Genomic DNA, 25,713 nt, shown 5'->3' on the forward strand with positions numbered 1-25,713 from the left:
AGATCGGCGCCTAAACCGCCTTCACCTTCACCCGCAGCCCGTCCCGCGGCTTCGGGATCGGCCACATCTGCCAGTCGGGCTTGTAGCCTGGCGCGAGCGACACCTCGATATTCTCCAGGAAGTGCCGCGCGAAGCATTTCGCCTGCATGTAGGCGAAGTGCAGACCGAGGCACATATGCGCGCCGCCGCCGAACGGCACGAAGGCGAAACGGTGACGGCCACGCTGTGCGTCCTCGGTGAAGCGCAGGGGATCGAAACGGTCCGGCTCCGGCCAGATCTCCTTCATGTGGTGGGTATAGAGCGGGTTGATGCCGATCGCCGTGCCGGCGGGAATCGCAAAACCCTTGAAGCTGAAATCGCGCATCGCGCGGCGCGGCATCGACGGCACCGGCGGCTTGAGCCGCAGCGCTTCCTTGAACGCCATCTCGGTCAGCGGCATCTTCTCGAGATCGTCGAAGCTGGTCGGCGCGCCGGAGGCGAGGCCGAGCGCGAGCACCTCCGCGCGCAGCCGGTCCTGCCAGTCCGGATTGGCGGCGAGCTCGCCGATGAAGGAGGTCAGCGACGAGGTCAGCGTGTCGTGCGCGGCCATCATCAGGAAGCTCATATGGTCGATGATGTCCTGGTCGGACAGCAGCGCGCCGTTCTCATGGGTGGCGCGGCAGAGCTGCGAGAACAGATCGTCGCCGCCGTGATTGCCGCGCCGCAGCGGAATCTGCTCGCGGAAATAGGCGATGATGCGCTTGCGTCCCTTCACCCCTCGCGCCATCTGGGTGCCGGGCAGGGGGCGCCGGATCGGGGTGACGGCGGCGGCCACCATGTCGATGAAGGCGCGGTTGATCTCGTCGACCTCGGGCCCGATATCGGCGCCGAGGAACGAGGCCGCGGCGAGATCGAGCGTGAGCTGTTTCATCGCCGGATAAAGCTGCATCTCACCCGGCTTCGCCTTCCACTGCGCGACGCGCGCGGAAATGCCCCGGTCGAGATCGCCGAGATAGGACTTCATCGGCCCCGACTTGAACGCGACCGATAGCGCCTTGCGATGCAGGCGATGCTCCTCGAAATCGAGCAGCATCAATCCGCGCGGAAACAACAGCCCCAGCACCTTGTCCCAGCCATGGGTCGAGGAGAACAGCTTCTGCTGGTCGAACAGCACGAGCTCGTTGGCCTCGGGCCCGAGCAGCACGACGTTGGTCTCGCCGAAAAAGTGCGTGCGGTAGACCAGACCGTACTTGGCGCCGTTCGCCTCAATATGGCCCTTGGGGTCGGCGAGCACCTGAAAGGTCTTGCCGATGATCGGCCAGCCTTCGTCACCGGGAATGTGCGTCAGCTCGTTGCGCCTGGGCGGAGTGAACGGAAGCGCAGGGGCGGCCACATTCTGCATCGACATGACGATTGCTCCGGTTGGCTGGCCCCGCAAACATAGCACGATCCGGCCGCGATGAGCTGCGGTCGTCTTGCGCACAAAATCGTCACTCCCACCGCCGTCGTCCCCGCGGAGGCGGGGACCCATAACCACAGGGAGGAGTTTTGGTGCGAGGCTGGTAGCTCCGAGTCTTCGTAAATCCGCATCCTGTGGTTATGGGTAGCTCGCGCTGCGCGCGCCCCGGGACGACGAGTGGAGTGCCTACCGCTTCGCCGCTTCCTTCTGCAGATCCGGCGCGTTAACGGCGGGAATGGCGACGCGGCCGGGGCCGGTCACTTTCAGCGCCTCGGCGGCCTTCTCATTCTCCATGATCTTGGCCATCACCGCCTGACCCGCGCGCTCGAAGATCGCGCGGTTCTCGATCACGAACTTTTGCGACCTGCGCAGTCCGTCGATATAGCCGTTGATCTCCGGCACAACGTAGCGCGCCACCATGTCCCAGCTCCGGCGGGTGTTTTCCGGATTGGCCCAGTCGTGCACGAAGCCGATGATGGCGCCGACGCCGCCGGAGACCTGCATCACGTTCTTGATGGTTTTGACGAGATCGTCGGGCGTGCCGATGGTGGACGCCGCCCCCTCGACGAAGGCGGTCTTGTCGACGGCCTCGTCGGGCGAGGAGAACGCGGTGAGGCCCGGCCGCTGCAGCGTGCCGACATTATATTCGTTGTGCCAGCGCATCAGCCCGGCGCCGGCCTCGCGGCGGGCTTGTTCACGCGTTTCGGCGATGTGCCAGGTCAAGAGCACGCGCCAGTCGGCGCGACGCACCGTGGTTCCGTGCTTCTTGGCGGCATCCTCGGCGAACTGCCATTGCTGCTGCAGCGACATCAGGCCCTGGGTCGTCATCGAGCCCAGCGAGATGATGCCGATGCCGTATTTGCCGGCGAGCGTCATGCCGGAGGGCGAGATCTGCGAAGCTACCACGAACGGCATCTCCTCCTGCAGGGGCAGGATCTGCAGCGCGGCGTCGTTCATCGTGAACCAGTCGCTTTTGGCGGTGACGCGCTCGCCGTTGAAAAGGCGGCGGATGATGCCGATCGCCTCGTCCTGGCGGTCGCGCTGCGTCATCGGATCGATGCCGAGCGTGTGCGCATCGGAGGCGAGCGCGCCCGGTCCGGAGCCGAAAATGGCGCGGCCGCCGGTCATGTGGTCGAGCTGCACCATGCGCTGGGCGACGTTGAAGGGATGGTGATAGGGCAGCGACACCACGCCGGTGCCGAGCTTGATCCGCTTGGTGCGCTCGCCGGCCGCGGCCAGGAACATCTCGGGCGAGGCGATCATCTCCCAGCCCGAGGAATGATGCTCGCCGCACCAGAACTCGTCATAGCCGAGCGCATCAAGCTGCTCGACCAGGTCGAGATCGCGCCGGAACTGCAGCATCGGATGCTCCCCGATCGGGTGATGCGGGGCAAGAAAGGCTCCGAACTTCAGGCGCGCCATGGCGGTCTCTCCGGCTGAATTTTCTGTTTGTTGGTCGTGTCAGGCTACGTGCCTGACGGCACGAACGCAATCACGCGATGTCCCGCGCGGTGGAATGCAGGCATGCGCGGTGGCAAGCGAGACGTTGCGTAGTCCTCGCCTCCTTCGCGCTTCATCACGATAACGACGCGCAGCGCGATTGGGCCGGTCCGTTCATTCGCGTTCGACACCTCCGCGTCGAAGCCTCACAATCAGCACGCGCAGAATTCCTCGCCTCGCTCGTGTCATTTGTGACATTCGTCATGATCGGCGCCGCATTTCCGGCGCGGATGCGCCGCGCATCGGCACGAGATTGCGACGTTGCGGTTAATACGTGCGGATTCTTGCGGATTTTCAGCCAATTTCCCCAATTGACAGCCCACGGTCTTTTTATTTTGCGCCGCAGCAACTATCTGGTTGGGCTGGACGTTGAGCGTCGCCCACCAGGAACTTGCCGTGTCGTTAGCCAGAAACATCGACCTCTTGAGACGTCTGCCCCGGCTGGACGGACTGCGCTTCGCCGAGCCCGGCCGCGGTGCAGATGGATCGAGCCCGCTGCAGGAGGTCACTGGCTTCGGCGACAATCCCGGCGCCTTGCGCATGTTCGCGTTCGTGCCGGCGCAATTGCAGCGGCCGCGCGCGCTCGTCGTCGTGCTGCATGGCTGCGGGCAGACGGCGGCCGCTTACGATCTCGGCGCGGGCTGGTCGACGCTCGCGCAACATTACGGCTTTGCGCTGTTGATGCCCGAGCAGCAGCGCATCAACAATGCCAACACCTGCTTCAACTGGTTCAATCCGGAGGACACCGCGCGGGACAGCGGTGAGCCGAGTTCGATCCGCGCGATGATCGCGCACATGGTGAAGACGCATCGCATCGATCCCAGGCGCGTTTTCATCACCGGCCTGTCGGCCGGCGGCGGCATGACCTCGGTGATGCTCGCGACCTATCCGGAAGTCTTTGCGGCCGGCGCGATCATTGCCGGGCTGCCTTACGGCATCGCCTCGAACTTGCGCGAGGCGCTCGACGGCATGTTTCATTCCCCGGCGCGCCCTTCGCGCGAGCTCGGCGATCTCGTGCGCAGCGCCTCCGACCATCGCGGCCCTTGGCCGAGGGTCTCGGTGTGGCACGGCAGCGCCGACCGCACCGTCAATCCCGGCAATGCCAACGAGATCGTCAAGCAGTGGCTCGACCTGCATGGCCTGCCCGAACTGCCGATGGCGGAGACCAATGTCGACGGCTATCCGCGCCAGGCCTGGTGGGACAAGGACGGCGAGACGCTGGTCGAGTCCTATGCCATCACCGACATGGCGCACGGCACGCCGCTGGGGCTCGCCGACAACGATCAGCGCTACGGCATCGAAGGCGCCTTCCTGATCGAGGCCGGCATCTCCTCGTCCTACCACATCGCGAAGTTCTTCGGCCTCACCGGCTGGATTGCGGACGCCGCGACGACGAAGGCGGAAGCCAAATCCACGACGAAGCCCGCGACGAAGCCTGCCGCGAAACCGGCACTGTCGCCGGCACCGCATCTCGCCCGCTCGATCCGCACCGCGGTCGCCGCGGAGCCGGCCGAGCCGCAGGCCGAGAAGGTGCGCGGCTTCGACCTCGGCCAGATCATCACGCGCGCGCTCACGGCCGCGGGATTGATGAAGTAGCGCCGCTGTCGTCCCGGACAAGCGCGCCTAAAGCGCGTGCCGATCCGGGACCCATAGCCACAGGACAAAGTTGGGCACGAAGAGGTGACTCCGAGTCCCCGTAACCACATCTCCCTGTGGTTATGGATCCCGGATCGGCGCGCGCTTCAGGCGCGCTTGTCCGGGACGACAGCGAAGTTGTAGCGGCGGCTTCAATTCAGCTCCGCGAAAAGCTACCCCGTCTGATCGATCACCTCGACCGGTGTCACGCTGATCTCGCCGCCCGCGACCTTCCGCGTCACCTCCTGGTAGTGCTTGAAGAAGTCCCGCGATTGCAGCGTTTTCTGCGCAGCATCGTCGGCGACGCTGGCGAAGTGGAGATAGCTGCCGTCGTCGCGATGCTTCAGGCAACGATAACCGATCCTCCCCTTCAGCTCCGCATCGGCGTCGATCGCCCTGATGAAGCGGCCGATCTCGCGGTGCCACTCCTCCGTCGTGCCGTTCTTGAACGCGTACCTGATCATGAAGTGCTTCATGTGACGCTCCCTGTTCGTCTTGTGCGTCATCATCTGCGCGCTCGATACGATCCCGCAAGTATGGACAAAATTGATAGTATGGACTTTTTCGCCGTTGCTCCTATCCTCATCGCATAGCGTTTTCGAGCGAAGTGGATACCGGTTCGCGTAAAGAAAACGCGTCAAAACAAGAATCTTCCACATGGAGGAAACGACATGGCGAAGACGTCTCCCGCGCGCACCTGTCCGGTTGCGGCGTTTCAGAAGATGATCAGCGGCAAATACAAGCTGCGCATCGTCTGGGACCTCAAGGACGGCCCGCGCCGCTACGGCGAGATCAGAAGCGGCTTGCTGCGCGGCGCATCAGGCAGCGCCGAGATCACCCCGCGCGTGCTCAGCCGCGAATTGAAGGCGTTGACGATGAGCGGCCTGATCGACCGCAAGGATTTCGGCGAGGTGCCGCCGAAGGTCGAGTACCGCCTGACGCGAAAAGGAAAGAGTTTTGTGCCCGTCGTCGCGGCGATCCGCGAATGGGGTGAACGAAACCTCGGCGAGCCCGTGCTCACCGAGGCTGCCGAATAAGACTCACATCTCGCCGGTGATGAACGGATTGGTCATCCGTTCCTGGCCGATGCTCGAGCCGGCGCCGTGGCCGCAGATGAAGCCGACATCGTCGCCGAGCGGCAGCAATTTCGTCTTGATCGAACTGATCAGCGTGGCGTGACTGCCGCCGGGCAGGTCGGTGCGTCCGATCGAGCCGGCGAACAGGACGTCGCCGACATGGGCAAACCGCAGATCCTTGTTGAAGAACACCACGCTGCCGGGCGAATGACCCGGACAATGCAGGATGTCGAACTGCAAGCCGCCGATCGACACACTGTCGCCCTCGTCGAGCCAGCGGTCGGGCGTGAAATTGCGTCCTCCCGTCATGCCGAAGCGCGCGCCGCTCGCCACGACGTTGTCGAGCAGGAACTTGTCCGCGACATGCGGTCCCTCGATCGGCACCGTCAGCGCATCGCGCAGCTCGGCCGCGCCGCCGACATGATCGATATGGCCATGGGTCAGCCAGATCTTCTCCACCGTGACGCCGCTTCTCTTGATCGCATCCAGGATCTTCGGCACGTCGCCGCCGGGATCGATCACCACGGCCTTCTTGGAAGGCTCGTCCCAGATGATGGTGCAGTTCTGCTCGAACAGCGTCACGGGAACGATGATCGCGCCCGCCTTGGCTTGCCGGGATTCTTGCCGGGATTCTTGGCTGTCGTTTTGCTCGGTCATGGCCTCACAATGCCGATTTTTGCCGGGCCGCCAAGCAAAAGATTCGGGCCCGCGCCAGGGAACAACCGTCACACGGCCGTCCCAATTGGCCTGCCAATTTGAACCGGGGCGTTGCTGTCGCGTTCTCCCGCGCAAGGCGTCAGATTTGGGTGGTCTTCGGCATGGCTCACGACAACGAGAATTGGTGGCGCGACGGCATCTTCTATCAGATCTATCCGCGCTCGTTTCAGGACTCGGACGGTGACGGCGTCGGCGATCTCGCCGGCATCCTCAAGAGGCTGCCTTACGTCAAATCGCTCGGCGTCGATGCGATCTGGCTGTCGCCTATCTTTCCCTCGCCGATGGCCGATTTCGGCTACGACATCTCGGACTATGTCGGTATCGAGCCGCTGTTCGGCACGATGGCCGATTTCGACGCGTTGCTCGCGGCCGCCCACGACAACGGCCTGAAGCTGATCCTCGACCTCGTGCCGAACCACACCTCCGACCAGCATCCCTGGTTCGCCCTGAGCCGGTCCTCGCGCGACAATCCCAAGCGCGACTGGTACATCTGGCGCGACCCGGCGCCGGGCGGCGGCGTTCCGAACAATTGGCTGTCCGAGTTCGGCGGCAGTGCGTGGCAGTTCGACGAAGCCACCGGTCAATATTACTACCACGCCTTCCTCGCCCAGCAGCCGGATCTCAACTGGCGCAATCCGGACGTCCGCAAAGCGATCTACGACGTGATGCGGTTCTGGCTCGACAAGGGCGTCGACGGCTTTCGCGTCGACGTGATCTGGCACCTGATCAAGGACGCCGAATTCCGCGACAATCCGGCCAACCCGCACTACGTCGAGGGTCGTCCGCCGAACGAAAAAATCCTCACGCAATATTCCACCGACCAGCCGGAGGTGCATGACGTTATCGCCGAGATGCGGCGCGTCACCGATTCCTATGGCGCGCGCGTCTTGATCGGCGAAATCTATCTGCCGCTGCACCGGCTCGTGGCCTATTACGGCAACGATCTCACCGGCGCGCAGATGCCGTTCAACTTCGCGCTGCTCTCGACGTTCTGGAGCGCCCGCTCGATCGAAAAGATCATCGAGGATTACGAAAAGGCATTGCCGCGCGGCGCCTGGCCCAACTGGGTGCTCGGCAATCACGATCGTCCGCGCGTCGCGAGCCGCGTCGGGCCCGAGCAGGCCCGCGTCGCGGCGATGCTGCTGCTGACGCTGCGCGGCACGCCGACGCTGTACTACGGCGACGAGATCGGCATGCACCAGCTCGCGATCGCGCCGGAGGACGTGCGCGATCCCTTCGAGAAGAACGTCCCCGGCATCGGTGTCGGCCGCGACGGCTGCCGCACGCCGATGCAATGGGATTCCTCGAACTTCGCAGGTTTTTCGCAAGCAAGGCCGTGGCTGCCGCTGCCGGAGGACCACATCCGCGAGAATGTCGCCAATCTCGAAGCCGACCCGCGTTCGATCCTCAACCTCTACGAGCGCCTGATCGGCTTGCGGAAGAGCTGCCCTCCGCTGGTCACGGGCGATTATCATCCGATCGCCGCGCAAGGCGATCTGCTGATCTATCGCCGCGCGGCCGGCGGCAAGGCCGTGATCGTCGCGCTCAATCTCGGCCCCGATCCGGTCGCGGTGACCAGCAGCGCGATCCGTTTCGGCAGCAGCATCTTGCTGTCGACGTTCCTGGATCGCGAAGGTGAGGAGATCGAAGGCGTGCTGGACCTGCGCGGCAACGAGGGCGTGGTGGTGGCGTCACCCACCTAACTATCGTCCCGGGGCGGGACGAAGTCGCGAGCTATGATGCGCAATTGCGCATCTGAGGACCCATAACCACAGGAAGAAGTTTTGCGACGACTCGGAGTTGCCCGCTTTGCCCCACACGTCTCCCTGTGGTTATGGATTCCGGGCTCGCGCTGCGCGCGTCCCGGAATGACGGGCGGGATGGAATCGGCTATTCTCCCGCCATGGACAACACCGCCCGCATCACACTCGTGCCGCCGCCGGATCGTCGCCAGTCGGAGACGGCGCTGGCGATCGCGCGCGGCACCGCGCGTCTGTTGCGCTCGCTCGGCTTCTCCTGCATCAGCGAATTGCCGCTGCCGTCGGGCCGGCGCGCCGATCTCGTCGCGCTGAACGAGCGCGGCGAGATCTGGATCGTCGAGATCAAGTCGTCGGTCGAGGATTTGCGCGCCGATCAGAAATGGCACGAATACCGCGCCCATTGCGACCGGCTGTTCTTCGCCTTCACGCAGGATCTGCCGTGCGAGATCTTCCCCGATGACACCGGCCTGATCGTCGCCGACGCCTACGGCGCGCACCTGCATTGCGAGGCACCCGAGCACAAGCTCGCCGCCGCCACACGCAAGCAGATGACGGTACGTTTCGCGATGACGGCGGCCTTGCGGATCAACCGCCTGGTCGATCCGCAGGGCCATGCGGATTTCTGGGAGTAGGCTGACTTCGTAGCCCGGATGGAGCGCAGCGCAATCCGGGACAATTGCAGCCCGTCGCGCCAATCCCGGATTACGCTGCGCTCCATCCGGGCTACGCAGTGTCGTAGGGTGGGCAAAGCGAAGCGTGCCCACCAATTAAAATTAATCAGGATCGAAATAGAGAACGTGGGCACGGCGCTTCGCGCCTTTGCCCACCCTATGCGACCGCTACCTCGGCGCGCGCTTCGCCAGGATCCGCTGCAAGGTACGCCGGTGCATGTTGAGCCGGCGCGCCGTTTCCGAGACGTTGCGATTGCACATCTCGTAGATGCGCTGGATGTGCTCCCAGCGGACGCGGTCGGCCGACATCGGGTTGGCCGGCAGCTCGGATTTGTCCGTGTTGGTCGACAGCAGTGCGGCGACGACGTCGTCGGCATCCGCGGGCTTGGAGAGATAATCGATCGCGCCCATCTTCACCGCGGTCACCGCAGTGGCGATGTTGCCGTAGCCGGTCAGCACGATCGCGCGCGCATCCGGCCGCTTCTTCTTGAGCGCCGAGACCACGTCGAGGCCGTTGCCGTCGCCGAGCCGCAGATCCACCACCGCGAACGCCGGCGCCGATTTGCCGATCTGCGCAAGCCCGTCCGAGACCGTGTCGCATGATGTCACCGAAAAGCCGCGGCTCTCCATGGCCCGTGACAAACGCTCCAGAAACGGCTTGTCGTCTTCAACGATGAGCAGCGAGCGGTCGGTCTGTTCGTTCAGGTCGGCAATGGCGTTCAAGGTTGTTTCCTCTCTCCAGCGCATCGACATATGGCGTCGCAATCGCGCGGTGCCAAGGCGGCAAATGGTCGACCCGCCCCGTTGTGCGACGCAAGGTCGCGGCTATCCTATTGTTTCTTCGAGCGTCTCGATAGCCTCAAAACGCTGTCTCGGCCATGTGATCTGAACCACCGCACCATGGTCCGGAAAGATTCGGTTGGTAAACGAGACCTTCGCGCCGGTGCGCTCCAGCAAGGTGCGCGCGATGAAGACGCCGAGGCCGAGGCCGCGCCGTTCGCCGCCACCATCATCCTGGGGGCGTCGCCGCGACAGATAGGGCTCGCCGATCCGGTTGAGGATATCGGGTGGAATGCCCGGTCCGTCGTCGGAGATCACAAGCTCGATATGGTCCTGGTTCCACCAGGCGTTCACCTCGACGGTGGTGCGGGCGAAATCGACCGCGTTCTCGACGATGTTGCCGATGCCGTAGAGGATCGCGGGATTGCGCGAGCCGACCGGCTCCGCCGCCGCGGCCACCGCGATCCGCACCTTGATCTCGACGCCGAAATCGCGATGCGGCGCCACCACCTCCTCGATCAGCTCCGACAGCTTCATGTGGTCGAACGGCGCGCCGGTGGGGGAAAGCTGGGTGATCTTGCTGAGGATGTCGCGGCAGCGCTGGGTCTGCTCGCGCAAGGTCTTCAGGTCGGCGGCGATGCTTGGCTCCTTCACCGTCTTTTCCAGCTCGCGCGAGATCAGGAAGATCGTCGCGAGCGGCGTGCCGAGCTCGTGTGCGGCCGCGGCGGCAAGACCGTCGAGCTGGGTCAGGTGCTGCTCGCGCGTCAGCACCAGTTCGGTTGCGGCCAGCGCGTCCGCAAGCTTGCGCGCCTCCTCGGTCACCTGGAACGAGTAGAGGCTGGTGACGCCGATCGCGAGCGCAATCGAAAGCCAGACCCCGACGAGATAGACCGGCGGCAGCACCAGGGGATCCTCGGAATCCCACGGCAGCGGAAAATGGAAGAAGAACAGGACCGACGCGCAGGCCACCGCGAGCAGGCCGAGGCCGAAGGTGAAACGGGCCGGCAGCGCCGTGGCCGAGATCAGCACGGGTGCGAGGAACAGGAACGAGAACGGGTTCTGCAGTCCGCCGGTGAAGAACAACAGACCGGCCAGCTCGACGATGTTCAGCGCGAGCAGGCCGGCCGCCTGCATCGGCTCCAGCCGCTGCATCGGATTGGCTGCGGTCTGGAGTGCGAGGTTGAGCGCCGCCGAGAGCGCGATGATGCTGACGCAGGGAATGATCTCGACGTTGAACTCCAGCCCCTGGGCCACGATGAAGATCGCGGCGAGTTGCCCCAGCACCGCCAGCCAGCGCAGCCGCAGGATCGTGTCCAGCCGGATATGCCGCTGCGCGTGATGGAAGTCGGAATCGGCAATTTTGGTCATATCGGCCAATGTGGCGGCGCCTTCCAAGGTCACGGACGCCGGGCTGACGGAACCGCCCGGTGAGGAGCCCTTACATCGAGCCTTGCGCTCGCCGATGCAATAGCAGAAGAACGGCCAGCATGACCGAGAATGGCAAGGCTTCAAGTCGGCCGACTGTCGCGGATCGAGATTCGTCCGCGGCAATTGCCGTCGATCACCTCGTCAAGGTCTACAAGCAGACCCGCGCCGTCGACGACATCTCCTTCTCGCTGCCGCGCGGCAGCATCACCGGGCTGCTCGGCGGCAACGGCGCCGGCAAGACCACGACCATCGCGATGATCATGGGCTTGGTGCTGCCGACCTCCGGCCGCGTGCAGGTGCTCGGTCACGAGATGCCGGACGAGAGTGCGTCCGTGCTGGGGCGGATGAATTTCGAAAGCCCCTATGTGGATATGCCGATGCGGCTCACGGTGCGGCAGAACCTCACCGTGTTCGGCAAGCTCTATGCGGTGAAGAACCTCACTGAGCGCATTGCCAGGCTCGCCGCCGATCTCGACCTCGGCGATTTCATCGACCGCGCCAACGGCAAGCTCTCCGCCGGGCAGAAGACCCGCGTTGCGCTGGCAAAGGCGCTGATCAACCAGCCGGAGCTGCTCTTGCTGGACGAGCCGACCGCCTCGCTCGACCCCGATACCGCCGATTGGGTGCGGGCGCATCTGGAGCGGTATCGCCGGGACAACAACGCCACCATTCTCCTCGCCTCGCACAACATGCTCGAGGTCGAGCGGCTCTGCGACCGCGTCATCATCATGAAGCGCGGCCGCATCGAGGACGACGACACGCCCGAGGCGATCATGGCCCGCTACAACCGCACCACGCTGGAGGAGGTGTTTCTCGACGTCGCCCGCGGCCGGGCAAACGGGGCGAAGGAGGCGGTGAGGTGAGGGAGAGCTGTAATCGTAACTTCAATGGAGCGACGTCATTCCGGGGCGCGCGGAGCGCGAGCCCGGAATCCATAACCACAGGCGGCAGCTGTGAGGCGAGACTGGTAAATCCGAGTCTTCGCCAAATTCAATCCTGTGATTATGGATCCCGGGTTCGCGACTACGTCGCGCCCCGGGATGACACTTTCCATCCCGGCCACGGGGTACGGCCATGACCGAGCTCTCCCTCCACCGCGGCATCTCGCTCCACCGCATCGGCGCGATGATCCTGCGCTATTGGTATCTGCTGCTGTCGTCCTGGCCGCGGCTGCTCGAGCTGCTCTATTGGCCGGCGCTGCAGGTCATCACCTGGGGCTTTCTCCAGTATTACATCGCCGAGAACGCCAATTTCTTCGCGCGCGCCGGCGGCACGCTGATCGGCGCCGTCATCCTCTGGGACATCCTGTTCCGCGGCCAGCTCGGCTTCTCCATCTCGTTCCTGGAGGAGATGTGGGCGCGCAACCTCGGCAATCTCATGATGAGCCCCTTGAGGCCGATCGAGTTTCTGTTGGCGCTCATGGTCATGAGCCTGATCCGGCTTGCGATCGGCATCATTCCGATGACCCTGCTCGCGCTGTTCCTGTTTCACTTCAACATCTATGCCCTCGGCCTGCCCCTGATCGCGTTCTTCTGCAATCTGATCTTCACCAGTTGGTCCGTCGGCATCTTCGTCTCCGGCCTCGTGGTGCGTAACGGCCTCGGCGCCGAGAGCATCGTCTGGACCTTGATGTTCGCAATCCTGCCGCTTGCTTGCGTCTACTATCCCGTCAGCGTGTTGCCGGTCTGGCTGCAATACGTCGCCTGGGCGTTGCCGCCGACCTATGCCTTCGAGGGCATGCGCGCGCTGCTGATCGAGCAGACCTTTAGGAGCGATCTGATGATGGAGGCGTTGCTCATCAACGCCGTCCTTTTGGTTGCATCTTTTGGGGCATTCCTTGCCCTTTTGCGCAGCGCAAAGCGGCACGGCTCGCTGCTGTCGGGCGGTGAATAAAGTCACTTTCCCGTGGATTCACGCTGATTTGGCGGTTTTCGCCACGTAGATGTACGGAACCATGCATTGACGCAATATTACGCATTCGGCAGTATGCTGCGATGCGAAGAGGAATATGACGATGCCTATTGGTGAGTTCGGCGGCGCACCGCCCCTGGCGGCAGAAGGCAGTCCGGTCCTGACGACGCCGATGTACTGGATGTACGAGATGGCGCACGCCTCTCTCAATCCGGCGCGTGCGGTCACCGACGCGACCAAGCTGCTGTTTCAGAACCCCCTCAATCCCTGGTCGCGCACCGAGGTCGGCAAGTCGGTCGCCGCGGCCTGCGAATTGTTCGAGCGCACCACGCGCCGCTACGGCAAGCCGGAATGGGGTCTCAACGACACCGAGGTCAACGGCATCCGCGTCCCCGTCGAGATCCGCTCGGTCTGGGAAAAGCCGTTCTGCAAGCTGCTCTACTTCGACCGCAAGTTCGCCCGTCCGCTGCGCAGTCCGCAGCCGCGCGTGCTGATCGTGGCGCCGATGTCCGGCCATTATGCGACGCTGCTGCGCGGCACGGTCGAAGCCTTCCTGCCGGCGCATGAGGTCTACATCACCGACTGGGCCGATGCCCGCATGGTGCCCTTGAGCGAAGGCCGCTTCGATCTCGACGATTACATCGACTATGTCATCGAGATGCTGCATGTGCTCGGCGGCAACACCCACGTGATGGCGGTGTGCCAGCCCTCCGTGCCCGTCGTCGCGGCGGTCTCGATCATGGAAGCGCGGCGCGATCCGTTCGTGCCGACCTCAATGACGCTGATGGGCGGCCCGATCGACACCCGCCGCAATCCGACAGCGGTGAACAATCTCGCCCAGGAGCGCGGCATCGACTGGTTCCGCAACCACGTCATCACCAAAGTGCCGTTCCCGCATCCGGGCATGATGCGCGACGTCTATCCAGGATTCTTGCAGCTCAACGGCTTCATCAGCATGAATCTCGACCGGCACATGGATGCCCACAAGCAGCTGTTTGCCCATCTGGTGAAGGGCGACGGCGATCTCGCCGACAAGCATCGCGACTTCTACGACGAATATCTCGCGGTGATGGATCTGTCGGCCGAGTATTACCTGCAGACCGTCGACACCGTGTTCGTGAAGCACTCGTTGCCGAAGGGCGAGATGACCCATCGCGGAACCCGCGTCGATCCTTCCAAGGTCAAGCGCGTCGCGTTGATGACGGTCGAAGGCGAGAACGACGACATCTCCGGTCTCGGTCAGACCGAGGCGACGCACACATTGTGCAGCGCGATTCCCGATCATCGCCGCGTTCATTACGTCCAGAAGGGCGTCGGACATTACGGCGTGTTCAATGGATCGCGTTTCAAGTCGGAGATCGTGCCACGGATTCACGACTTCATGGTTTCGGCTGCGAATCCTGCTTCGTTGCAGGCGCTTGCGGCTGAATAACCTGGAATTTCGGCTTTCCCGTCGAAATTTCGGCCCCTGTCGCGGCCTCCGGCGGGCGCAACTCCACGCCAGATTCGCGGTATTTAGGTAGCTTTATAGGAGTGAGTCTGCCCTCACCCCTTGGGGGTGTTGCATGCGTCCAGCGGGGGCGAAAAAAGCCGGTTCCAACCCCAGTCTGTAGGGTCTCCCGGACGCCTGACCGCTGTATATTGGGCAAATGATTTGTTTTTGCGCCGAGCGCTTCCCATGGCGGCGGTTATGGCAGAATCCGGGCGCCCTCCTGCCCCCCGGACTGACAGACATGGCCACCCGCGCACTCCTTTATCGTAGGCCCCACGAACCGAAGACCCTCGTCATCACCCACGGATCGCAATTTTTTGCGATTCGGCTGCGCCGGCACCGCCGCGCGCGCCGTTACACGCTCAGAATCCATCCGAGCGACCGCGAAGCCATCCTCACCATGCCGCCGCGCGGCACGCTTGCGGAGGCCAAGGACTTCGCACAGCGTCACGGTGCGTGGATCGCAGCGCGCCTCGGCCGCTTGCCGAAGGCCGCACCGTTCCAGCCGGGCACGGTGATACCGCTGCGCGGGACGCCGCATCGCATCGTTCATCGCGCCGGCACCCGCGGCACGGTGTGGACCGAGGTGCGTGACAGCGGTGAGCGCATTCTCTGCGTCGCCGGCGGCCTCGAGCATGTCGATCGGCGCGTCAGCGATTTCCTAAAGCGCGAGGCGCGCCGCGACCTGCAGCGCTCGGCGGAGGTCTACGCGGCCGAGCTCGGGGTCAGGGTCAAGCGCCTCTCGATCCGCGATCAGTCCAGCCGCTGGGGCTCCTGCACCTCGGCCGGCTCGCTGTCGTTCTCCTGGCGGCTGATCCTCGCCCCGCCCTTCGTGCTCGACTACCTCGCCGCGCACGAAGTCGCCCATCTCGTCGAGATGAACCACTCGCCGCGCTTCTGGCGCGTCTGCGGCAAGGTCTGCCCGTCGATGGAGCGCGCCAAGAAGTGGCTCGACACGTACGGGAATGATCTGCACCGGTATGGCGTCGAGGATTAGTTCCTCGCAGATCAGGCCGCGCTCTCAGCGCTGTCATCGCCCGCGAAGGCGGGCGATCCAGTACGCCGCAGCAGCCGTTATGAATCTCGATGCCTCGGAGTACTGGATTCCCCGCCTTCGCGGGGAATGACAGGAGAGAGTGGGCAGGCATCACCGCTCCATTCTCGCCACACTTCGCGACGATTGCGCCGCTTGCCTGATTAATCCCGGCGCATCAACCGCTTCGCAGCATCCAGCGCGCATCGCGCCGGACCTCGTCTTCTACTGTGCATGGGGTTGTTTTCGCAGTTTGTGCTTTGAGGCCCGAAGGGTCCCAACCCACAACTACCGATTCCCGCCGAACAGCCGATCCATCAGCCAGCCATCGAGCCCCGCCGCCGCTTCCGGCCGGACATTGGCGCGCGTCGGAGGCGGCGGGCGATAGCCGCCGGCGTTCGGTTGTGGCGGTGCCGCGGGCGTCGGCGGCGACACCTGCGAGGCCGCCTGCGCGAGGTTCGACAGGCCCCAGCCGCCGGGTGAGCTCGGCAAGGCCGCCACCGGCACGCCCTCGTGCGCGGCCTTCATGAAGCGCGACCAGACTTCGACCGGCAGGCCGCCGCCGGTCGCCTTCTTGGTCGGCGAGTTGTCGTCGTTGCCGAGCCAGACGCCGGTGACGAGACTCGCGGTGTAGCCGATGAACCAGGCGTCGCGATAATCCTGGCTGGTGCCGGTTTTGCCCGCCGCCGGCCAGCCCGGGATCTCCGCCTTCTTGGCAGTGCCCGAAACAAGCGTCTCCCGCATCATCGCGTTCATCATGCCGACATGGCGGGGGTCGATGACCTGGTTGCGCTCCTCCGCCTGGCGCATGTAGAGCAGCTTGCCGCTGACTGTCCTGATCCTTGTGACGACATGCGGCGCCACGGCGAGGCCGCCATTGGCGAACGGCGCATAGGCGCCGACCAGCTCGACCATGGAGACTTCGGAGGTGCCGAGCGCGATCGAGGCGTTGGGCTCGAGCTTGGAGGAGATGCCGAGGCGGTGTGCGGTGCGCACCACGTTCTTCGGCCCGACCTCGAGGCCAAGACGGATGGCCACCGTGTTGAGCGACATCGCCAGCGCCTGCGTCAGCGTCACCGCGCCGAAATATTCATGGGTGTAGTTCTCAGGACGCCAGCCCTTGACCTCGATCGGCGCGTCCTGGCGCATGGTGTCGGGCGTCAGCCCCTGCTCGAGCGCGGTCAGGTACACGAACGGCTTGAACGAGGAGCCCGGCTGACGTTTTGCGGTGACCGCGCGGTTGTACTGGCTGTCGGAATAGTTCCGCCCGCCCACCATGGCGCGCACCGCGCCGTCGGGCGTCATGGCCACCAGCGCGCCCTGGCTGACGTTGAACTTCACGCTCTTGGCCGCGAGCTCGTCGATGATGGCGGCTTCCGCCACGCTCTGCAGTTTCGGATCGATCGTGGTCTCGACCTTGATGCTCTCGTCGATCTGCCCGACCAGATCGTCCAGCACCTCGCCGATCCAGTCGGCGACGTAGTTCACCGTGCCGGCGCCGGCCGGCTTCACGTTGTAGGAGGGATGGCCGATCGAGGCCTTCGCCTGCGCGTCGGTGATGAACTTCGCATCCGCCATCGCCGCGAGCACGATCTGGGCCCGCGCTTCGGCACCTTCCGGATTGCGGTTCGGGGCAAGGCGGGACGGCGACTTGACGAGGCCGGCCAGCATCGCGGCTTCCGCGACCGTCACGGCCTTCGCCGACTTGCCGAAATATTTCTGCGCTGCCGCCTCGACGCCGTAGGCGCCGGAGCCGAAATAGACGCGGTTGAGATAAAGCTCCAGGATCTCGTCCTTGGAATGCTTGCGCTCCAGCCAGATCGCGAGCTCCACCTCCTGCAGCTTGCGCTGGATGGTGCGCTCCTGGGTCAGGAACAGGTTTTTCGCGAGCTGCTGCGTCAAGGTCGAGCCGCCCTGCGATACGCCGCGATGGAGCACGTTGGTGACGAGCGCGCGCAGGATGCCGACCGGGTCGATGCCGAAATGCGAATAGAAGCGGCGGTCCTCGATGGCGATGAACGCCTTCGGCAAATGCGGCGGCAGATCCTTCAGCGCGACATTGGCGCCGGCCATCTCGCCGCGCTGGGCCAGAATGCTGCCGTCGATGCCGACGATCTGGATCGTTGGCGGGCGCTTCGGGATCTCCAGCGACTGGATCGGCGGCAGATGCGCGCCGACATAGATCACGACGCCGATCACCGCGATGACGCCCCACAGGCTCAGCACCGCGCCCCAATAGACCAGGCGGCCGAGACCGAACCCGCCACGCGACTTCGCTCGACGCTTGGCGCCGCTGCGGCCGGCTGGCGCCTTGCGCTCGCGCGGCGGCTCGGTGCCGGCATCCTCGCTCTTGCGCTTGGCGGATGGCTTCGCGGATTTCTTCGGCTTGTCGTCGCCGCCGGGAACGCGGTCTGCCGGGGTGAGCCGCAGATCGGCAAGCGCCGCGGGCAAGCCGAACAGCGGCTCCTTCCGCGCACCCTTTTTCTTTCCCCACGCCATACGCAAAACGCCCGGTCAGCCCGCCCCGCCGAGACGCTAGCGGTCGCTGTTTAAGGCCGGGTTACCCCGGCGTTAACGCACGATTAGGAGATGCGGCATTCGCCGGCCGCAGTTCCGCTTCCGGGGCCGCAAGGCTAGGATCGCTCGTATCAATAAGATGAGGGAGCGCCATGGGCCATATCGATCCGACCAAGGAGATCTTCGCGCAATTCCGGGAGAACGATCGGCCGGGCCCGATCCACATGCTCAACCTGGTGCGCCTGCGCAAAGAGGCGGCCTATCCCGACGGCCGCAAGGCCAGCGGCGCGGAAGCCTATGCGGCCTATGGCCGAGAAAGCGGCCCGGTGTTCGAACGGCTCGGCGGGCGCATCGTCTGGCAGGGCAAATTCGAGCTGATGCTGATCGGCCCGCAGGAGGAACGCTGGGACCATTGCTTCATCGCCGAATATCCAACCGTCGCCGCCTTCGTCGAGATGATCCGCGACCCCGTCTATCGTGAGGCGGTGAAGCACCGCCAGGCCGCGGTGGAGGATTCGCGGCTGATCCGGCACGCCGTGCTGCCGGTCGGGAAGAACTTTGGAGAGATACCGACCTGAACGCCAAGTAGGAGGCTCTCTCGATCGTCATGGCCGGGCTTGACCCGGCCATCCACGGCTTCCTTGACGCCCCAAGAACGTGGATGCCCGGGACAAGCCCGGGCATGACGTCGCAGAGGCAGATGCGTTCTAGCCCGACGGGCCGGTGTCCTCGATGATCGGTCCGAACAGCTCCCAGCGCTCGCCGTTGAACTTCATCATCTGCATCTGCTTGTTGACGCGGTAGTCGTTCGGCCCGGTGTTGATCTTGATGCCGGGCAGCGCCAGGCTCGGCGTGTAGCCCTTGATATTGGCGGCCTGCTTCATGATGTTCGCACGCGTCAGATCGTCGCCGCATTGCTTCAAGACCTGCACCAAGAGCTCGGCGACCGAGTAGGCGTAGGTGTTGATGGTGTTGAGCTTGTCACCTTCCGGGAAATACTTGTCCATGAAAGCGAAGAAAGCCTTCACGCCGGGATCGTCCTTCCACTGCGGGTCGCTCGGCTCCTTGCCGTAATTGGTCGAGATGATGCCCTTGGAGATGTCGAGGCCTGCCGGCTTCAGCGTCGCCGAAATCGGGCTCGCATTGATGTCGAGGATGTGCACCGGCGTCCAGCCGAGATCGGCAAGCTTCTTGATAGCCTGCGCCGCGAATTTCGGCGTCGAGGCGTTATAGAACAGGTCGACGCCCATCGACTTCAGCTTCACCACCTGCGAGTCGACGGTGGGGTCGGTCACCTCATACGACACCTCGCCGACGATCATGTTGGCCTTGTCGCCGAGGCCGCTCTTGAGGCCGGCAAGATAGTCGCGGCCCATGTCGTCGTTCTGGTAGAGCACGCCGATCTTGGCGTTGGGGTGATTGGCGAGAATGTATTTTGCGTAGATCCGCCCCTCGGACACATAGTTGGGATTGTAAGCGATGGTCCAAGGATAGTTCTGCGGATCGTTGAAGCGCGCGGCGCCGGTCGAGGCCAGCAGCTGAGGTACCTTCTTGCCGTTGAGGTACTTCTGCACGGCGGCGTTCGCGGCTGTGCCGATCAGCTGAAAGGTGAACAGGACCTCGTCGCCCTCGACCAGCTTGCGCACCTGCTCGACGGTCTTCGGCGGCGAATAGGCGTCGTCATACTGGATCAGGTTGATCTTGCGGCCGTTGATGCCGCCCTGATCGTTGATCATCCTGAAATATGCGGCCTGGGTCTTGCCGATATTGGCGTAGACCGAATAGGCGCCGGAGAACGGCACGGTCTGGCCAATCTTGATCTCGGTGTCGCTTGCGCCGGTGTCGTATTTCTTCTGGGCGAGGGCCTGGCTGGTCGAGACTGCGACGGCGAACGCCGCCGTGGCAGCTAGGAAGGCTCTGCGATTGTTCATGTTGGTTCGTTCCTCCTGACGGAATTTTAGGTCGATGGTCTTTCTCCGTTGATTGCAACGGTCGCCATCGCTGCCGAAGATTGTGGAGGAAGCTTCGCCGCAGCGCAAGGATCGCGGCGCCGCGCCGTAGCGTCTCAGGCGAGAAACATCGCAATCAGCGCGATTGCCGCCGGCAGCGCCTGCACGATCAGGATCCGCGTGCTGACGGTCGCCGCGCCATAGGCGCCGGCCACGATCACGCAGAGCAGGAAGAACACCTTGATCTGGAATGCGAAGGCCGGGTTGCCGTGGAACAGGCCCCAGACCAGGCCGGCCGCGAGGAAGCCGTTATAGAGACCCTGATTGGCGGCCAGCACCCTGGTGATCTCGGCCTTCTCGGGCGAATTCCGAAACACCTTCAGGCCCAGCGGCTTGTCCCAGAGAAACATCTCCAGGACGAGGAAGAAGACGTGCAGCGCCGCGACCAGCGCCACCAGGATATTGGCGATCAGGATCAAGGCGAGCTCCCCCAAAAGCATCAGCTTTCGGGTGGACGTTAGCACGGCCGCCGTGGCAAGTGCGATCGATGTGTTTCGATTGCTGGTGCCGCAATGTCCGCTCGATCAACCAAGGTGCCTGAACGCTTCGGTCTCGACCACCTGGCGACGCCGATCGGGATTGCGCTGCTCGTCACCGATGCCGAGGGCAAGCTGCGCGCGCTCGACTGGGAAGACTATGAGCACCGCATGCGCGATCTGCTGCGCCTGCACTATGGCACAGTGGATCTGCGTGATCAGCCTGCGCCGTCGGACATGCGGACCGCACTCTCGCGCTATTTCGACGGTGATCGCGGTCAGCTCCAGAGCATCGCATGGCGTATCGCCGGCACGCCGTTCCAGCAAAAAGTCTGGACCGCGCTCGCGCAGATCCCCGCCGGCACCACGATGAGTTACGGCGCGCTCGCCGCGAAGATCGACATGCCCAGGGCGATACGAGCCGTCGGCCACGCCAACGGCTCAAATCCGATCAGTGTGGTGCTCCCGTGCCATCGCCTGATCGGAGCGGACGGTTCGCTGGTGAAGTATGGTGGTGGCCTCGAGCGGAAGAGATGGCTGCTGCGGCACGAGGGGGTGGAGATTTAGGTCTTTCAATTCGTCATTCCGGGGCGCGCGTAGCGCGAACCCGGAATCCATCGGGCGACACCGACGGTACCGATAAATGGATTCCGGGTTCGCCGCTACGCGGCGCCCCGGAATGACGAGTGGAGAGAATCCCCCGAGCGTCCTACGCCGCCGGCTGCACCGCCTTGTCGCCGGCCATCACATGGGTCAGCGCGCTCTTGATCGCGGCCTGGCGCGTCGGCGCGTTGATCTGGGCGCCCAGCAGGTCGGTGACGTAGAACACGTCGCGCGCGCGCTCGCCGAAGGTCGCGACATGGGCCGAGGCGATGTTGAGATTGAGCTTGGAGATCGCGGTGGTCAGCTCGTAGAGCAGGCCGGGCCGGTCGAGCCCGGAGACCTCGATCACGGTGTAGCGATCGGACCATTGGTTGTTGATCGTCACCTCTGGTTCGATCACGAAAGGCTTCGCCTTGCTGCGCACGGTGCGCCGCGCCACCACTTCCGGCAGGCGCAGCTTGCCCTCCAGCACGTCCTCGATCATCTCGCCGATGCGCGTGGCGCGCCGTCCCTCGTCCTCGTCGCGGTCGTACTCGCGCGAGATCGAGATGGTGTCGAGCGCGCGGCCGTCGGTCGTGGTGTAGATCTGGGCGTCGACGATGTTGGCGCCGGCCGAGGCGCAGGCGCCCGCGATGATCGACAGCAGCCAGGGATGGTCGGCGGCGAAGATCGTCAGCTCGGTGACGCCGCGCACCTCGTCGAAACCGACATTGATCGCGAGCTTGTGGCCGGCCTGCTCGCTGGAGCGGACGAAGCGGGCGTGCCGGATCTTGCGCGGCAGCTCGACCTTGAGCCAGTAGGCCGGATAGTGCCGGCCGATATAGGCGTCGAGCTCGTCGTTCGGCCATTCGGCGAAGGCCATGCGGAATTCGGCGTGCGCAGCGGCGAGGCGCTTGCCGCGGTCGACCTCTGAGAAGCCGCCGGTCAGCACCGGCTCGGTCTCGTAGTATAGCGAGCGCAAGAGCTGCGCCTTCCAGCCGTTCCACACGCCAGGGCCGACCCCGCGGATGTCGGCGGTGGTCAGGATGGTCAAGAGCTTCATCTGCTCCACAGACTGCACCACGGCAGCGAAATTCTCGATGGTCTTGCGATCGGAGAGGTCGCGCGACTGCGCGACCGTGGACATCGTCAGGTGCTCCTCGATCAGCCAGGCCACGAGCTCGGTGTCGGCCGGGCTGAAGCCGAGCCGCGGGCAGAGCCGCCGCGCCACCTTGGCGCCGGCGATGGAGTGGTCCTCGGGACGGCCCTTGGCGACGTCGTGCAGCAGCGTTGCGATGTAGATCACCGCGCGGTGCTCGGGCCGGATCTTGCGGAACAGGTCGCTCGCCAGCGCGAACTCCTCGATGCCGCCGCGCTCGATGTCCTGGAGGAAGCCGATGCAGCGGATCAGGTGCTCGTCGACGGTGTAGTGATGATACATGTTGAACTGCATCATCGAGACGATCTTGCCGAAGGCGCGGATGAAGTGACCGAGCACGCCGGTCTCGTTCATCCGCCGCAGCACGATCTCGGCATTGTCCGAGGTCAGGATCTCCATGAACAGCCGGTTGGCCTCGGGATTTTCGCGCAAGCCCGCATTGATCAGGCCGAGCGAGCGCGTCACGTCGCGCATCGCATCCGGATGGAAGGCAAGGTTGTTCTTCTGCGCGAGGCGGAAGATGCGGATCAGATTGACCGGGTCGTGCTTGAACACGTCGGGCGCGGCAACATTGATGCGGTTGTTGTCGACGATGAAGTCGTCGCTGTCGGGGACGCGCCGCTTCACTGCGCTCGGTCGCAGCCGCGCCATCACCCGGCTCAGCACCGGCGCGGGCTTGGCCTGCTGGTCCTCGAGCTTGGCGCAGAGGATGGCGGTGAGGTTGCCGACTTCCTTGGCGACCAGGAAGTAGTGCTTCATGAAGCGCTCGACGTCCTGCATGCCCGGATGCGAGGTGTAGCCGAGACGTATCGCGATCTCGCGCTGGAGATCGAAGGAGAGGCGCTCCTCGGCGCGACCAGAGTAGAAATGCAGATTGCAGCGCACCGACCAGAGGAAGTCGGCGCAGCGGCGGAAGGTGCGATATTCCTGCGCGTCGAACACGCCGCGCCCGACCAGCTCGTGGGTGTCGCGGACGCGGTAGACGTATTTGGCGATCCAGAACAGTGTGTGCAGGTCGCGCAAGGCCCCCTTGCCGTCCTTGACGTTGGGCTCGACCAGATAACGCGACTGGCCGCCGCGGCGGTGGCGCTCCTCGCGCTCGGCGAGCTTTGCGGTGACGAATTCGGACGCGGTGCCCTGCACCACTTCCTTGTCGAAGCGCTCGACCAGCTCGTCGTAGAGCGGCTTGTCGCCGGTCAGGAAACGCGTCTCCAGGATCGCGGTCCGGATGGTCATGTCGCCGCGCGCCTGCCGGATCGATTCATCGACCGATCGCGTGGCGTGGCCGACCTTCAACCCCATGTCCCAGAGGCAATAGAGGATCGCTTCGGCGACCTGCTCGCCCCAGGCGGTCTGCTTGTAGGGCAGGATGAAGAGCAGATCGATGTCCGATTCCGGCGCCATCAGGCCGCGGCCGTAGCCGCCGGTCGCCACCACCGCCATGCGCTCGGCGCCGCTCGGGATCGGCGAGCGGTAGAGATGGCGCGTCGCGGCCGAATACAGGATGCGAATGATCTCGTCCTGCACGTGGCACAGCCGCTCGGCGCAGCGGCGGCCGTGGCGGTCCTTCAGAAGGATCGCCTGGGCGGCGGCGCGCGCCGCGATCAGCTCCGCCTTGAGCAATAGCGCCATCGCCGTGCGGAACGCGTCCTCGCGCCCCTCGTGCTTCTCGGCAAGCGCATCGACCGCGGCGGTGATCCGCGCGGTATCGAAGCGCTCGTCCACCTGTGGCTTCTGCTCAGTCGCGACGCTGTCCATATCTTACCGGATATAAGAGGTGACAGGCGCTGTCACGAGACATTCGCAAGGGACGACCGGCGAGTTTCGCCATGCAGATGAATCGGCTTCGATACCGATATCGGCGCCTGGGGTAACGTCATGAATGTGCTCAGATTTTTCTCCTGGATCCCGGCTGGTCATGACTGCCTCCACCAATCATGGGCTGACACAAAACCAATCGCGCTCTATACCGCACGTCGATATCCCCGGGAGAGAACAAGATGGACGCTGCAGAGCTGCGCCAGATGCAGGCCCCGATCAAGGAGCGCTACAAGACCGATCCCAAGGCTGCGCTGATCACGCTGAAGGCCAAGGGCTCCACCGATAGCGAAGGCATTGCGTGCAAGGTCGAGACCGGCCGCGCTATCGCGATGGCCGGCCTGCATCCGGGCACAGGCGGTTCCGGCCTCGAGCTTTGCTCCGGCGACATGCTGCTCGAAGCCCTGGTCGCCTGTGCCGGCGTCACGCTGAAATCGGTCGCGACCGCGATCGAGGTGCCCTTGAAGACCGGCAACGTCTACGCCGAGGGCGATCTCGATTTCCGCGGCACGCTCGGCATCGACAAGGAGACCCCGGTCGGCTTCGCCGAGATCCGCCTGCGCTTCGAGGTCGACACGTCAGCGCCGCAGGACAAGCTCGATCTGCTGCTCAAGCTCACCGAGCGGTATTGCGTGGTCTATCAGACCATCAAGAACGGCCCGAGGGTTTCGGTGTCGATGCAAAGGATGTAAGACGCAGGTCGTCATTCCACCGATTGGTGTCGTCCCGGGACGCGCCGCTTGGCGCGAGCCCGGGACCCATAATCCCCGGCCGTCGGGATTTTCGGACGGTCGTTGCTCCTAGCTCTTAAGCCACCATGGCCTGTGGTTATGGATTCCGGGCTCGCGCTTCGCGCGCCCCGGAATGACAGATAAAATGTCCCTCGACCTCCACTTCCTCCTCTTCCTGCTCCTGCGCATGGCGATCGCGGCGGCGTTCGTGGTGACGGCATCGATCATCACCGAACGCTCGGGACCCGTGATCGGCGCGCTGATCGCGACCCTGCCGGTCTCGGCCGGGCCGTCCTACGTCTTCCTTGCGATCGATCATGACGCCGCGTTCGTCGCCCAGGGCGCGCTGGCGAGCCTGCCGGTCAATGCGGCAACGATCTTGATGTGCCTCACTTACGTTGTGCTGTCGCAGCGGCACACTCTCGTGGTGAGCTGCGGAAGCGCTTTCGCGGTATGGATCGGGATGGCCTCGATCATCCGCCAGTTCGACTGGTCGCTCGCCGCGGGGCTCGCCGCCAATCTGATCGCGTTCGGCATCTGCATTCCACTGCTCGCGCGCTATCGCCATGCGAAGATGCCGCTGGTGACGCGCCGCTGGTACGATGTGCCGATGCGCGCTGCGCTGGTTGCGACCCTTGTCGCCATCGTGGTTTCGACATCGAGTTGGGTCGGCCCGCGCATCAGCGGCATCATTGCACTCTTTCCCGTGGTGTTCTCCAGCATCATGGTCATCCTGCATCCGCGCATCGGTGGACCGCCGACCGCTGCCGTGCTCGCCAACTCCGCCTGGGGCCTGCTCGGATTTGGCATGGCGATTGCGGTCCTGCACGTTGCAGTCGTGTGGTTCGGCTCCGCCGCCGGCTTGTGCCTCGCGCTCGCAACTTGCGTGGCATGGAATCTGACGCTGTGGAGAATAGGACGGCGCGCCTTGCGCCGCACGCGGCCGATGCCGTGAGACTACGGATATGCGCGACGCGACG

At 64.4% G+C, this 25,713-nt stretch carries 22 protein-coding genes; 12 read left to right on the forward strand and 10 right to left on the reverse strand.

The genetic code is table 11. The features are described from left to right. Window positions 1–10 precede the first annotated feature (10 nt). Window positions 11–1,387 (reverse strand): cytochrome P450, encoded by a 1,377-nt coding sequence (locus XF30_RS04865; RefSeq protein ID WP_192893032.1) that lies wholly within the window; start codon window positions 1,385–1,387, stop codon window positions 11–13. A gap of 237 nt (window positions 1,388–1,624) precedes the next feature. Further along, window positions 1,625–2,860, reverse strand: coding sequence for an LLM class flavin-dependent oxidoreductase (locus XF30_RS04870; RefSeq protein ID WP_109142075.1), 1,236 nt, complete (start codon window positions 2,858–2,860; stop codon window positions 1,625–1,627). A gap of 474 nt (window positions 2,861–3,334) precedes the next feature. Between XF30_RS04870 and XF30_RS04875 the strand changes: the two genes are divergently transcribed. Then, window positions 3,335–4,534, forward strand: a complete 1,200-nt coding sequence (locus tag XF30_RS04875) for an extracellular catalytic domain type 1 short-chain-length polyhydroxyalkanoate depolymerase (protein WP_109145567.1) — start codon at window positions 3,335–3,337, stop codon at window positions 4,532–4,534. 212 nt (window positions 4,535–4,746) lie between these two features. Here XF30_RS04875 and XF30_RS04880 read toward each other — a convergent pair whose 3' ends face one another. Beyond that, window positions 4,747–5,049 (reverse strand): hypothetical protein, encoded by a 303-nt coding sequence (locus XF30_RS04880; protein WP_225130141.1) that lies wholly within the window; start codon window positions 5,047–5,049, stop codon window positions 4,747–4,749. 195 nt (window positions 5,050–5,244) lie between these two features. Between XF30_RS04880 and XF30_RS04885 the strand changes: the two genes are divergently transcribed. Further along, window positions 5,245–5,610: a winged helix-turn-helix transcriptional regulator gene (locus tag XF30_RS04885; protein ID WP_036002358.1), complete on the forward strand. Its 366-nt coding sequence runs from the start codon at window positions 5,245–5,247 to the stop codon at window positions 5,608–5,610. Window positions 5,611–5,613: 3 nt separating this feature from the next. Here XF30_RS04885 and XF30_RS04890 read toward each other — a convergent pair whose 3' ends face one another. Beyond that, a complete protein-coding gene (locus tag XF30_RS04890) occupies window positions 5,614–6,306 on the reverse strand; it encodes an MBL fold metallo-hydrolase (RefSeq protein ID WP_109142076.1) in 693 nt (230 codons plus the stop codon). A gap of 161 nt (window positions 6,307–6,467) precedes the next feature. On the opposite strand from XF30_RS04890, the gene XF30_RS04895 reads away from it, so the two are divergent. Both XF30_RS04895 and XF30_RS04900 read left to right on the forward strand, forming a co-directional pair. Then, a complete protein-coding gene (locus XF30_RS04895; RefSeq protein WP_109145568.1) occupies window positions 6,468–8,069 on the forward strand; it encodes an alpha-amylase family glycosyl hydrolase in 1,602 nt (533 codons plus the stop codon). A 200-nt stretch (window positions 8,070–8,269) separates the two neighbouring features. Next, complete coding sequence (locus XF30_RS04900) at window positions 8,270–8,758, forward strand: MmcB family DNA repair protein (protein ID WP_109145569.1); 489 nt, start codon at window positions 8,270–8,272, stop codon at window positions 8,756–8,758. 207 nt (window positions 8,759–8,965) lie between these two features. Here the strand turns inward: XF30_RS04900 and XF30_RS04905 are convergent, their stop codons facing one another. Then, entirely contained in the window at window positions 8,966–9,520 is a 555-nt protein-coding gene (locus XF30_RS04905; RefSeq protein WP_036002403.1) for an ActR/PrrA/RegA family redox response regulator transcription factor, read from the reverse strand. Window positions 9,521–9,622: 102 nt separating this feature from the next. Next, a complete protein-coding gene (locus XF30_RS04910) occupies window positions 9,623–10,945 on the reverse strand; it encodes an ActS/PrrB/RegB family redox-sensitive histidine kinase (protein ID WP_109142077.1) in 1,323 nt (440 codons plus the stop codon). Between the two features lie 119 nt (window positions 10,946–11,064). Here XF30_RS04910 and XF30_RS04915 point away from each other — a divergent pair, with 119 nt between their 5' ends. From XF30_RS04915 to XF30_RS04930, 4 genes are all read left to right on the forward strand, one after another. Then, window positions 11,065–11,868: an ABC transporter ATP-binding protein gene (locus XF30_RS04915; RefSeq protein ID WP_036023980.1), complete on the forward strand. Its 804-nt coding sequence runs from the start codon at window positions 11,065–11,067 to the stop codon at window positions 11,866–11,868. A gap of 211 nt (window positions 11,869–12,079) precedes the next feature. Beyond that, window positions 12,080–12,898: an ABC transporter permease gene (locus XF30_RS04920; RefSeq protein ID WP_036002338.1), complete on the forward strand. Its 819-nt coding sequence runs from the start codon at window positions 12,080–12,082 to the stop codon at window positions 12,896–12,898. A 121-nt stretch (window positions 12,899–13,019) separates the two neighbouring features. Next, window positions 13,020–14,348, forward strand: a complete 1,329-nt coding sequence (locus XF30_RS04925) for a polyhydroxyalkanoate depolymerase (protein ID WP_025033269.1) — start codon at window positions 13,020–13,022, stop codon at window positions 14,346–14,348. A 217-nt stretch (window positions 14,349–14,565) separates the two neighbouring features. After that, window positions 14,566–15,405 (forward strand): M48 family metallopeptidase, encoded by an 840-nt coding sequence (locus tag XF30_RS04930; RefSeq protein ID WP_036023974.1) that lies wholly within the window; start codon window positions 14,566–14,568, stop codon window positions 15,403–15,405. 324 nt (window positions 15,406–15,729) lie between these two features. On the opposite strand, the gene XF30_RS04935 is transcribed toward XF30_RS04930, so the two are convergent. Beyond that, the gene (locus XF30_RS04935) at window positions 15,730–17,940 is read right to left on the reverse strand and encodes a transglycosylase domain-containing protein (RefSeq protein WP_109142078.1); all 2,211 of its coding nucleotides are present in this window, start codon (window positions 17,938–17,940) and stop codon (window positions 15,730–15,732) included. A gap of 170 nt (window positions 17,941–18,110) precedes the next feature. Here XF30_RS04935 and XF30_RS04940 point away from each other — a divergent pair, with 170 nt between their 5' ends. Beyond that, window positions 18,111–18,536 carry a DUF1330 domain-containing protein gene (locus XF30_RS04940; protein WP_036002330.1) on the forward strand — a complete coding sequence of 142 codons (426 nt, stop codon included), beginning with the start codon at window positions 18,111–18,113 and terminating at the stop codon, window positions 18,534–18,536. Window positions 18,537–18,665: 129 nt separating this feature from the next. Here the strand turns inward: XF30_RS04940 and XF30_RS04945 are convergent, their stop codons facing one another. Together XF30_RS04945 and XF30_RS04950 are read right to left on the reverse strand one after the other, a co-directional pair. After that, window positions 18,666–19,889 (reverse strand): ABC transporter substrate-binding protein, encoded by a 1,224-nt coding sequence (locus XF30_RS04945; RefSeq protein WP_036002328.1) that lies wholly within the window; start codon window positions 19,887–19,889, stop codon window positions 18,666–18,668. A gap of 134 nt (window positions 19,890–20,023) precedes the next feature. Further along, window positions 20,024–20,407 (reverse strand): DUF1304 domain-containing protein, encoded by a 384-nt coding sequence (locus XF30_RS04950; protein ID WP_081492917.1) that lies wholly within the window; start codon window positions 20,405–20,407, stop codon window positions 20,024–20,026. A 72-nt stretch (window positions 20,408–20,479) separates the two neighbouring features. Here XF30_RS04950 and XF30_RS04955 point away from each other — a divergent pair, with 72 nt between their 5' ends. Then, window positions 20,480–21,010, forward strand: a complete 531-nt coding sequence (locus XF30_RS04955) for a methylated-DNA--[protein]-cysteine S-methyltransferase (RefSeq protein WP_109142079.1) — start codon at window positions 20,480–20,482, stop codon at window positions 21,008–21,010. A gap of 142 nt (window positions 21,011–21,152) precedes the next feature. On the opposite strand, the gene XF30_RS04960 is transcribed toward XF30_RS04955, so the two are convergent. Beyond that, a complete protein-coding gene (locus XF30_RS04960) occupies window positions 21,153–23,942 on the reverse strand; it encodes a [protein-PII] uridylyltransferase (protein WP_109142080.1) in 2,790 nt (929 codons plus the stop codon). 242 nt (window positions 23,943–24,184) lie between these two features. Between XF30_RS04960 and XF30_RS04965 the strand changes: the two genes are divergently transcribed. After that, window positions 24,185–24,694, forward strand: coding sequence for an OsmC family protein (locus tag XF30_RS04965; RefSeq protein WP_109142081.1), 510 nt, complete (start codon window positions 24,185–24,187; stop codon window positions 24,692–24,694). Between the two features lie 184 nt (window positions 24,695–24,878). Next, on the forward strand, window positions 24,879–25,688 hold the full coding sequence (locus XF30_RS04970; protein ID WP_036002311.1) for a hypothetical protein: 810 nt from the start codon (window positions 24,879–24,881) through the stop codon (window positions 25,686–25,688). Window positions 25,689–25,713: the final 25 nt, after the last annotated feature.

The organism is Bradyrhizobium sp. SUTN9-2 (genome assembly GCF_003122645.1).
In the GTDB taxonomy this organism is placed as follows: domain Bacteria; phylum Pseudomonadota; class Alphaproteobacteria; order Rhizobiales; family Xanthobacteraceae; genus Bradyrhizobium; species Bradyrhizobium yuanmingense.